General features: G+C 62.3%; 9 protein-coding genes. 4 read left to right on the forward strand and 5 right to left on the reverse strand.

The genetic code is table 11. From position 1 onward, the window contains the following. Positions 1–3: 3 nt before the first annotated feature. The 3 genes from MHM84_RS13055 to mntR all read left to right on the forward strand — a co-directional run bounded on the left by MHM84_RS13055 (position 4) and on the right by mntR (position 5,148). A complete protein-coding gene (locus MHM84_RS13055; protein ID WP_239266790.1) occupies positions 4–519 on the forward strand; it encodes a hypothetical protein in 516 nt (171 codons plus the stop codon). 108 nt (positions 520–627) lie between these two features. Further along, the gene (locus tag MHM84_RS13060) at positions 628–4,581 is read left to right on the forward strand and encodes a NahK/ErcS family hybrid sensor histidine kinase/response regulator (RefSeq protein WP_239266791.1); all 3,954 of its coding nucleotides are present in this window, start codon (positions 628–630) and stop codon (positions 4,579–4,581) included. 150 nt (positions 4,582–4,731) lie between these two features. Continuing rightward, positions 4,732–5,148 carry a manganese-binding transcriptional regulator MntR gene (gene mntR / locus MHM84_RS13065; protein ID WP_239266792.1) on the forward strand — a complete coding sequence of 139 codons (417 nt, stop codon included), beginning with the start codon at positions 4,732–4,734 and terminating at the stop codon, positions 5,146–5,148. 42 nt (positions 5,149–5,190) lie between these two features. On the opposite strand, the gene MHM84_RS13070 is transcribed toward mntR, so the two are convergent. The 4 genes from MHM84_RS13070 to MHM84_RS13085 form a co-directional block, all read right to left on the reverse strand. Continuing rightward, on the reverse strand, positions 5,191–5,382 hold the full coding sequence (locus tag MHM84_RS13070; protein ID WP_239266793.1) for a hypothetical protein: 192 nt from the start codon (positions 5,380–5,382) through the stop codon (positions 5,191–5,193). Positions 5,383–5,566: 184 nt separating this feature from the next. After that, entirely contained in the window at positions 5,567–6,229 is a 663-nt protein-coding gene (locus MHM84_RS13075; protein WP_239266794.1) for a response regulator transcription factor, read from the reverse strand. Positions 6,230–6,459: 230 nt separating this feature from the next. Further along, on the reverse strand, positions 6,460–8,409 hold the full coding sequence (gene acs, locus MHM84_RS13080; RefSeq protein ID WP_239266795.1) for an acetate--CoA ligase: 1,950 nt from the start codon (positions 8,407–8,409) through the stop codon (positions 6,460–6,462). Between the two features lie 158 nt (positions 8,410–8,567). Further along, entirely contained in the window at positions 8,568–9,116 is a 549-nt protein-coding gene (locus MHM84_RS13085) for a SprT-like domain-containing protein (protein WP_239266908.1), read from the reverse strand. A 69-nt stretch (positions 9,117–9,185) separates the two neighbouring features. On the opposite strand from MHM84_RS13085, the gene MHM84_RS13090 reads away from it, so the two are divergent. After that, positions 9,186–9,833 (forward strand): YecA family protein, encoded by a 648-nt coding sequence (locus tag MHM84_RS13090; protein ID WP_239266796.1) that lies wholly within the window; start codon positions 9,186–9,188, stop codon positions 9,831–9,833. Positions 9,834–9,848: 15 nt separating this feature from the next. Here the strand turns inward: MHM84_RS13090 and MHM84_RS13095 are convergent, their stop codons facing one another. Further along, positions 9,849–11,006, reverse strand: a complete 1,158-nt coding sequence (locus MHM84_RS13095; protein ID WP_239266797.1) for a phosphatidylserine/phosphatidylglycerophosphate/cardiolipin synthase family protein — start codon at positions 11,004–11,006, stop codon at positions 9,849–9,851. Positions 11,007–11,026 lie beyond the last annotated feature (20 nt).

An 11,026-nucleotide genomic window follows, 5' to 3' on the forward strand; every position in this document is an offset into this window, starting at 1 on the left:
TGTATGATTTGGCATTTGATAGCAGCGGTGTTCGCCGGTCTCGGGGCCGCAGGGGTCGGTTTGATCCTGCGCCAGCTCAGCGGCAAGCGCCTGCCGCGCTGGATCGTTCCGGCCTTGGGCGGCCTGGGGATAATCGGTTACCAGATTCACTATGAATATACCTGGTTCGATTACAAGCAGGCTCAATTACCGGCCTCGGCACAGGTAGTCTCCACGCATACCGATCAGATGGTCTGGCGCCCCTGGACCTACGTCTTTCCGTTGACTACCGCTTTCGATGTTATCGATCAAAGTAACCTCGTCACGCAGCAGACTGGCGATGATCGCCTGGTCGAGTTCATCCTCTACCGTTTCGAGCGCCAGCACACCGATCGGGTCTCGCATCGGACCTACCTGCTGAACTGCTCTGCGCAGGAAATGGTGCCGCTCGCCGAGCAGAGCCGCGAGCCTCGCCACACGGAATTGCGCCGCGTCGATTCCTCGACACCGCTGTTCCAGGCAGTCTGCGCCAACGTCTGACTCCCGCTCGTCGGCACATCCCGCCGCTGATGAACCCGAGAAGCGGGTCACGGCTGCCCTCGCGCCCGGCATTCCCCTAGAATGGCGGCATACCAAGGGGGAACGCTCATGTTTGCTGGCTGGCTGCTGATCGCCATCTCGCTGTGCTATATCGCCATTCTGTTCTTCATCGCCTGGCGCGGCGACCGGCGCGCCAAGCTGCGCGGCGCCGTGCAGCGCCGTCCGGTGATCTACAGTCTTGCCCTAGCCATCTACTGCACGTCATGGACGTTCTACGGGGCGGTGGGGCAGGCGGCGACCTCGGGCTGGTCGTTCGCGAGTATCTTTGTCGGCCCGCTGCTGACCTTTCTGCTGTTCTGGCCGATCCTGGCCAAGATGATTCGTGTCGCCAAGCGGCAGAACGTGACGTCGATCGCCGATTTCATCGCCTCGCGCTATGGCAAGACCCAATCGCTGGCCGCCTTCGCCAGTTTGGTCGCGCTGATCGGCACGTTGCCCTACATCGCTCTGCAGTTGAAGGCCGTCTCGGCCGCCTTCATGGTGCTCACGGCATCCTCCGACATGACCCGCGCCCCGCTGTTCGCCGATACCGCGTTCTATGTCGCCGCGGTCATGGCCGTGTTCGCCATCCTGTTCGGTACCCGCCATACCGATGCGACCGAGCACCACGAAGGGCTGGTTCACGCCATCGCCTTCGAGTCGCTGGTCAAGCTGGTGGTGTTCGTGATTCTGGGCGCCTACGTCACCTGGGGCATGTTCGATGGATTGGGCGACCTGCTGGGGCGCGCGGACAACTATCTCGAACTGCAACGCCAACTGGCGGAACAGGATTTCGGCCAGAGCTTCTGGGCCCAGACGTTGCTGGCGATGCTGGCGATCTTCTGCCTGCCGCGCCAGTTCCATGTCACGGTGGTCGAAAACACCCACCCCGACGATGCCGCCCGGGCACGCTGGTTGTTTCCGCTTTACCTGGTGGTGTTCGGCTTCTTCGTGCTGCCGATCGCCGCCGCCGGGCTGACCCTGTTCCCGCATGGCAGCGTGGAGCCCGATACCTTCGTCCTGGCCCTACCCATGGCCGCCGGCAACGATCTGCTGACCTTGCTGACCTTTATCGGTGGTTTCTCCGCCGCCACCGGCATGGTAATCGTCGCGGCCGTCGCGGTATCGATCATGATCTCCAACGAGATCGTCATCCCACTACTGTTTCGCATGCGCTGGTTCGACACCAAGGCCCGCGACTACGGCCGCCTGGTGCTGCGTGCACGGCGAGTGACCATCGTGGTGATCCTGGCGCTGGCCTACGGCTTCTACAAGCTGACCGCCGAGTTCAGCTCGCTGGCCTCCACCGGCATGTTGTCGTTCGCCGCCGCCGCCCAGTTCGCCCCCGCCCTATTGGGTGGCCTGTACTGGAAACGCGGCAACCGTCTCGGCGTCATCGCCGGTATGAATATCGGCTTTGCGGTATGGGCCTATGCCTTGCTGCTACCGACCCTGGCCAAGGCCGGCGTGGTCTCGGGCGAGTGGATGGTCGGCGGTCCCTTCGGCATCGCCTGGCTGTCGCCGACCAACCTGTTCGGCCTGCACTTCGGCGATCCCTTCACCCATGGCGTCATGCTGTCGCTGGGTCTCAACCTGTTCTGCTACATCTTCGTCTCGCAGATCACGCCGCAGCGTGTCGTCGAGCGCATCCAGGCCTCGCTGTTCGTCGACAGCGTCGAGACCCGCCAGACTTCGGTGAATCGGCCATGGACCGGCGCCACCACGGTGGGCGACCTCAAGGTACTGTGCGAGCGCTTCCTGGGTGCCGGTCAGGTGCAACGCGCCTTCGACGACTACGCGCGGCGCAGCGGCCAGCCGCTGGAATACAATACTCGAGCGTCGATCGATGTCATTCAGTTCACCGAACGCTTCCTGGCGTCGGTACTTGGCGCATCGTCGGCGCGTATCGTCGTCAACTCGGCGCTGCAGGGCCGCGGCATCGGCATTTCGGACGTCATCTCGATCGTCGACGAAGCCTCGCAGGTTCTCGAGTTCAACCGCGCCCTGCTGCAAGCGACCATCGAGAACATCAATCAGGGCATTAGCGTAGTCGACCAGAACCTGCGTCTGGTGGTATGGAACCAACGCTACCTCGAGTTGTTCCGCTTCCCCGACCATCTGATCCGGGTCGGCGCGCCGATGGACAAGATCTTTCGCTACAACGCTCACAACGGCGAATATGGCCCGGGCGATCCCGAGGAGCATGTCGACCTGCTGGTCGAAAACATTCGTCAGGGCCAGCCGCACCGCTACGTTCGCTACCGGCAGGACGGCACCGTCCTCGAGGTCCAGGGCAACCCCATGCCCGGTGGCGGCTTCGTCTATACCTATCAGGACATCACGCAACAGAAGCGTACCGAGGAAGCGCTGATCCGCTCGGAAAACAACATCCGCATCTATACCGACAACGTACCGGCGCTGATCGCCTACTTCGACAAGGAGTGCCGCTATCTTTTCACTAACCGCGCTTACGAGCAGGCTTTCGGCATCGACCGCAACGAGGTGATCGGCGAACGCGTGGAGAGCGTAATGTCACTCTCCATCGCCCGCGACCGTGCACCCTGGATGCGTCTGGCACTGGGCGGCGAGCGGGTGAGTTTCGAGATTTCGCTCGATGACGGCGACGGCGGCACGCGCTACATGCTAGTCACCTATACACCGCATTTCGGCGACAGCGGGGCCATCCTCGGGTTCTTCGCGCTCTATCAGGACATCACCGAGCGGCGCCTGGCCGAGATCGCGCTCAAGGAAACCAACGAGAACCTCGAGGAACGCGTTCGCGAACGTACCCAGGCCCTGTCGGAGGCCAACGCCGCATTACGTCAGGAGAACCGCGTTCGCGCCGAGGCGGAACAGGCCCTGCGTCAGGCCAAGCAGGTCGCCGAGGATGCCAACACGTCGAAGACTCGCTTTCTGGCCGCCGCCAGCCACGATCTCTTGCAGCCACTGAACGCCGCACGCCTGTTCACCTCTGCACTGTCGCAACAGGTCGATGCCGAGGATCTCAAGCGTACCATCGGGCATATCGACAACTCGCTACAGGCCGCCGAGGAGTTGCTCGGCACCCTGCTGGACATTTCCAAGCTGGACGCCGGTGCCTTGACACCGCGCCGCAGCCATTTCGCGCTGAGCGACATCTTCCGCCCGCTGCGGGCGGAATTCGAAGTGATGGCGGAAGAGCGCGGCCTCGATCTGATGGTGGTCTCGACCCAGGCCTGGGTCGACAGCGACCCACAGATGCTGCGCCGGATCATCCAGAACTTCCTTTCCAATGCCTTGCGCTACACCCAGCATGGTCGAGTCCTGCTGGGCTGCCGTCGGCGCGGCGAGCGGCTGACCATCGAGGTCTGGGACACCGGCCCGGGGATTCCCGAATCCAAGCTGACCGAGATCTTTCAGGAGTTCCGGCGCCTCGACCAGGCCTCGCGTCACAAGGAGAGCGAAAAGGGTCTGGGCTTGGGCCTGTCGATCGCCGACCGCATGAGCCGGGTACTCGACCACCCGATCAAGGTCCGCTCCTGGGAGGGCGTAGGTACCGTATTCTCGGTGTCGGTCCCGACGGTGGCGGCCCGTGCCGACGAAAAGACGGCAGAAGACGCTCCGTCCCGGCGCGCCGGTAACAAGTTGGCCAACGCCCGAGTGATCTGTATCGATAACGAGACATTGATTCTCGAAGGCATGAAGGCCATGCTCACCGGCTGGGGCTGCGAGGTGTTCACCGCCACCTCGATCGGCGGCGCCAAGTCGATCCTGCGGCACCTCGACAGCGATCCCGATGCCATCCTCGCCGATTACCACCTCGACAATGAAGTCACCGGCCTGATGGCCCTCGAGGCCCTGGCCGAGCGCTGTCACGGGCCGGTACCCGGCATCGTGATCACCGCCGACCGCACCGACGAAGTCGCCGAGGAGATCAAGCGCGCCGGTTATCAGCTCCTGCTCAAGCCGGTACGGCCGGCGGCCCTGCGCGCCCTGCTGACGCGGACCTTGCAGGCCAACCGCGCTGCCCGCCAGACGTCCTGATCTGCGTCTCGCTCCGTGTCATCCGTGACGCGGAGCGAGTCATCAGAAGCCGGCGTCATGCCCTGATCCGCACCATCATTTGCACGCTGATTATCGCTCTTAGCGGTTACGTGTTATTTTTTACCCTTTGGTGAGTGATAGAGCCCCTGAATGAATCCAATGCCCAAGCACGAACACTTCAAGCGGGTTCGGCAGGATCACCAGACCGAGTTGGTGGAAGATTACGTCGAGGAGATCGCACATCTTCACTCCACCTTGGGCGAGGCACGCGCCAGCGACCTCGCCGAGCGCTTCGGAGTCAGTACGGCCGCCGTTTCCAAGGTCATTTCGCGCCTGAAGCGCGACGGCCTGGTGATTGCCCGCCCCTACCGTGGCATTTTCCTGACCGAATCCGGCGAAGCCTTGGCCGAACGCGTGGCGATTCGCCACTCGATCGTGCTCGAGACCCTACGTCAATTGGGAGTGCCGGAAGAGATAGCGCGTGCCGACTCTGAAGGCATCGAGCATCACTGCAGTGAGGAGACCGTCGTCGCCATGCGGCGCTTCCTGGGCAAGCTGGAGCACTGACCTCACTGTCCGTTTCATTCGGCCTGATCTACCTCGGCCCGCTCAATAGGCGAAATTGAGCGTCAGCGACGCATGAGGGATCAGTGTGTCCCGGGAGAAGGCCGGATCGGCCTGACGTATCTCTTCGCTGCGCGCCAGCACTCCCGCTTGGCCGCTCAGGTTCCAGTTACCGTAATCGCCGGACATTCCCTCGAGCGGCAGAGAAGCCCCGATACCGGCATGATCGGTAGGCACCCTTCATTGTTTCGTTTTATCGCAGCGATTGGGCTTGCCTATATTCAGCGTAGTCAGTCTCAGGATGCGGCTCAACCGGCTCGGGAACTATCGAAGGTAATGGCTTGTAAATGCACAAGGCCCGCCAGGTGGGCGGGCCTTGCAGAATCTGTCGCACTGTTTGGTGACGAGATATCGCGTTTGCTCAGCTCTCGACCTTGGGGGGTTCGACCTCGAGCTTCTGGGCTGCGATGACTGCCTGAGTACGTGAATGCACGCCGAGCTTGCGCAAAATGGCAGTCACATGGGCCTTGATAGTGGCCTCGGACACGTTGAGCTCGAAAGCGATCTGCTTGTTCAGCAGTCCTTCGGTGAGCATGTTGAGTACGCGGAACTGCTGCGGCGTCAGCGAAGCGATCGCCTCGGCAAAGCGCGCCTCTTCCTCATTGAACTCATCGAGCAGGCCGGCCATTTCTGCAGGGAGCCAAACCTCGCCATCGAGAATTTCCCCGACGGCCTCGGCAATCACACTCAGCGAGGCAGACTTGGGAATGAAGCCGGACGCCCCGTAGTCGATCGCACGCCGGACTACATGGGGCTCGTCACTTCCCGACACGACGGCTACCGGAATGTCCGGGGTTTGTCCGCGCAACTGAATGAGGCCGGAGAAACCATGCGCGCCGGGCATATGCAGATCGAGCAGGATCAGATCGGCATCGGGATGGCGAGTCACCACCTCGGTCGTGGCATCCATGGTGTCGGCTTCGACGATCTCGGCCTGCGGCGCCACCTGCCGGAGCGCCTGGGTCAGCGCAGCGCGAAACAGCGGGTGATCGTCAGCGACGATGAATTTCTGGGCAAAAGCCATTGAGTCTCCTCCGGATCCTCCTGCAGCGAACGGCCGCACCGTCTTGGCGGTGCTAGACACGGTCCGCCTTTTCTTTCCGCATGTTACCCCATGCCTTGCAGGATTCCCAAGGTTGGAATTCCAGGATCATAAAAAACCATGAAAAAACCGGCCCTTTGAGCCGGCATGAGAGTCAGACCACCGCAAGCTGGCGGCTCCGGATGGACGGCGGTCTGACGAGCGATGCAGAATCAGCGATTGGCGCGATTGTCGATCAGGTCCTCGACCACGCTCGGATCGGCCAGGGTACTCGTGTCACCCAAGCCCTCGCACTCGTTGGCGGCAATCTTGCGCAGAATGCGGCGCATGATCTTGCCGGAGCGTGTCTTGGGCAGGCTCGGTGCCCACTGGATGACATCCGGCGAAGCGATTGGGCCGATATCCTTGCGCACCCACTGAACCAACTCCTTCTTGAGCTCGTCGCTGGGCTCGACCTCATCGGCCAGGGTGACGTAGATGTAGATACCCTGCCCCTTGATGTCGTGCGGATAGCCAACGACGGCCGCCTCGGCGACGGCCTGATGAGCGACCAGCGAGGACTCGATCTCGGCGGTGCCCATGCGGTGACCCGAGACGTTGATGACATCGTCGACACGCCCGGTGATCCAGTAATAGCCGTCCTCGTCGCGACGACAGCCGTCACCGGTGAAATACATGCCCTTGTAGGTCGAGAAATAGGTCTGGACGAAGCGCTCGTGATTGTTCCAGATCGAACGAGCCTGGCCCGGCCAGGAATCCAGAATCACCAGATTGCCATCGGTGGCGCCCTCGAGGATGTTACCCTCGTTATCGACCAGCGCCGGCATCACGCCGAAGAACGGCAGCGTGGCAGAGCCCGGCTTGAGGTCGGTCGCACCCGGCAGCGGCGCGATCATGATGCCGCCGGTCTCGGTCTGCCACCAGGTATCGACGATCGGGCAGCGGGAATTGCCGATTACGCGATGGAACCATTCCCAGGCCTCGGGGTTGATCGGCTCGCCCACCGAGCCAAGCAGGCGCAAACTGTCGCGCTTGCTGGACTGCATGACGTTGTCGCCATGCGCCATCAGGGCGCGCACGGCAGTCGGCGAAGTGTAAAGGATCGACACGTTATGCTTGTCGATGACCTCACCCACGCGTCCAGCCGTGGGGTAACTGGGCACGCCCTCGAACATCAGCGTGGTCGCACCGTTGGCCAGCGGGCCGTAGACGATATAACTGTGACCGGTGACCCAGCCGACGTCGGCGCTGCACCAATAGACCTCGCCCTCGTGGTAGTCGAAGACGTATTGGTGGGTCATCGAAGCATGCAGGAGATAGCCGCCAGTGGTGTGCTTGAGCCCCTTGGGTGCCCCGGTAGAGCCCGACGTGTAGAGGATGAATAGCGGGTCCTCGGCATTCATGGGCTCGGCGGCACAATCGGTAGCCTGCTTTTCGACCACCTCGTGATACCAGACGTCGCGATCGTCGTTCCAGTCGATCTCGCCTCCGGTTCGCTTGACCACCAGCACATGGTCGACCACGTCGGTGCCATTGCGGGTCAGTGCGGCATCGACGTTGTCCTTGAGCGGTACATGCTTGCCACCGCGCACCGATTCGTCCGCGGTGATGACCAGTTTCGACTGGGCGTCGACGACACGTTGGGCCAGCGCATCCGGCGAGAAGCCGCCGAACACCACCGAGTGAATGGCGCCGATACGCGCACAGGCCAGCATCGCCATCGCCGCCTCGGGAATCATCGGCATGTAGAGCGTGACCACATCGCCCTTGCCGATACCGAGTTCTTTGAGCGCGTTCGCCAATTGGCAGGTCTGTGCATGCAATTCGCGGTAGGTCAGGGTCTTGCTCTGGTTGGGATCGTCGCCCTCCCAGATGATCGCCGGCTGGTCGCCACGCGTTTCCAGATGGCGATCCAGGCAATTGACGCTGGCGTTGAGCTCGCCATCCTCGAACCAGCGAATGTCGACATTGTGCGTGTCGAACACGGTGTGCTTGATCTTGGTCGGCGCCCTGGTCCAGTCGAGGCGCTTTGCCTGTTCGGCCCAGAAGCCCTCCGGATCGTCTACCGACCGCTGGTACATGGCCTGATACTTTTCCCTGTCCGCCCAGGCGTTGGCGGCGAATTCGTCACGCACCGGATAGACTTTCTGTTGCTCGGTCATACCTAAGCCCCTGTACCTTGAAACATGTTTCTGCCAGCTTCGGAAATGAGCCGGCCCCTGAAAGTGCATTCAGCATATACCCAGACGGGGGGCAGTACCCTATTAGACATTGGTAGAAGCGATTTTTGCTTTATATTCAAAAGCTTAAGAAGACAACTTTAGATTTGTTCCAAAGCCTTATAGACCAAGGTCTGGCGACATTGTCGACAAAAATAGGCTTGACCGGCCTGGGCGCGAGCATGACGTCGGCGGCTAAAATAGTGGCTGCGGCACTCACAGTCATAGCGATGAGGCGCCGGGCTCGCCGAGCGGGTATCGAAGCGATGAGTCACGCGCGGCTCGATACCGTACAGACGGGTCATGACACTCCGCCATTCATGACCGTGTGGCTGCACGCGGCTGCCATCCTTGAGGTGATGGACCAGCCAGTGCGCCATCTCGTGAGGGATCACGTCGACGAAAAAGGCCAGACGGTTTTCGCTGAGCAGAATCGGATTGAAGCGTAGCCCACCGCGACCGAAATGGGCCTGACCGGCACATTTGCCGCGGATGTCCAGCCACACCTTGGGACGCGGCAGTTCGGGATAGACTTCGCAAGCCAGTTTCCAGGCAGCATCGACACGCTCGATGGCGCGGGCATGCAGCGCCGGCCGGTCGAGGGCAGCGAGTTCGTCGGGATCGGGAGTCGGAAGCACAGGGGATTGCATTGCAGTGCTAGAATGCCGCTCAATGCGGCGCGCGTCCAGCGCCAGGCTCATTTTTTCGGTGGAAACGACATGCAAGAGACGCCACTCCCTACCCCGCTGCTCGATGACGACGAACTGGATCGCCTGGATGACTTCCTCGACTCCGACCAGGTCGATGCCGATGCCCTGGACCTGATCGGCGCCCACGGTTTCCTGGTGGCACTGGCCATAGCGCCACGGGACGTTCCGGCGGCAACCTGGATTGGCGAACTGTTCCACGGCGAGCCCGACTTCACCGACGACAGCGAGCGCGACGAGATCCTCGGCCTGCTCGAGCGCCTGCGCCGCAACGCCGTCGACGCATTGGAGCAAGGCCATCTGCCGGAGCTGCCCTTCGAACTGGAACTCGGCGGCATCGCGCCCGAGGAAACCCCGATCGGCGACTGGTGCGCCGGCTTCATGGAAGGAGTGTTCCTCGACGAGGCGGCCTGGTTCGAAGGCGACGAGGAAGGCGCCGCCACCCTGCTGTTGCCGTTCATGGCGCTATCGGGCCTGTTCGAGGATGAGCCGGACATGGCCGATCTCAGCCGTGATGCCATCCAAGCCGAGCGGCTCGTGCAGCAACTGCCCGAACTGACCCTCGATCTGTACCTGCACTACCGGGTACCGCCGGAGAGTCCAAAGCCTACACCGCGCAAGAAAAAACCCGCCGGACACGCTGGCAAGCGGCGTCGCTGAGGCTATTGCCGACGATTAGCGCAACCGCGTCACCCAGGAGTCCAGCGTCCCGAATATCCATTCCCGTAACCGGTGTCGCCGGGAGCGCTGGGCCCACGCGGCGGGCAATATCTCGCGGCTCACCGCGAAGTTGCGCTCGAACAGGGCCGCGGCTTCGTCGGCGAAGGCGGAATTCAGCACTTCCTGGTTGGCCTCGAGATTCCATTGCAGGCTCCAGTGATCGAAATTGCACGAACCGACGCTGACCCAGGTATCCACCAGCGAGATCTTGGCGTGGATGAATCCCGGCTGGTATTCGTAGATTCTCACCCCGGCACGCAGCAGCCTGCCGTAGAACCGTTGTCCGGCATATCTGACGCCGGGATGATCGTGAGCATCGCCGGGCAACAGCAGTCGAACGTCGACACCGCGACGGGCGGCACGGGCCAGACGCCGACGCAGTGTCAGGGTGGGCACGAAATAGGGCGTGCAGACCCAGATGCGCTGCCGGGCAGTCATCACGCGCTGATGCAGTGAGTGGCGAATGGCCTGGTAGCGGTACCCCTGCCCCCACATCACGCGGCCGAGCATCGGACGCTCCCTCGCTGGCTGTCCTTGTGCCGTCAGGCGTTGGACGAGCGCTGGCTCGCCATCGCCTCGGGTCAGGGGCGAGCCCCACAGGCGGGCAAACAGCTGCAACCAGTCGGCCACGACGGGGCCTTCGATGCGGACCGCGACGTCGAACCAGGCATCGATGAACTCGTCGACCGCGCCAAAACCGCCGGTAAACGCCACCTTACCGTCGACGATCAGTAGCTTACGATGGTCGCGCATGAGTACGTTGCCCAGATGTCCCCAGGCCAGCGGGTTGAAGAAGCGCAAGACCACGCCGGCCTCACGTAGCGTGTCGCGATCCTTGCCGTCGAGTCCCATGGAACCAAGGCCGTCGAGCAGCACCAGGACATCCACGCCACGCTGCGCGGCGTCGACCAGCCGCTCGATGAGCCGTCCGGCCAGACGCCCCGACTCCATAAGGTACAGTTCGAGAACGATGAACGAACGGGCTGCGGCGATGGCCTCTTCCATGGCCGGCAGGTAACGCCGGCCTTCGGCCAGTAGCGTGAAGCGATTGCCATCCCGCCATGTGCCGCGCCTGCGCCGGCCCGATTCCGTCGCACGCTTTCTCAATGCCATGTCGCTCCAGTTCGCAGAAC

This window comes from Halomonas sp. McH1-25 (assembly GCF_022348165.1).
In the GTDB taxonomy this organism is placed as follows: domain Bacteria; phylum Pseudomonadota; class Gammaproteobacteria; order Pseudomonadales; family Halomonadaceae; genus Modicisalibacter.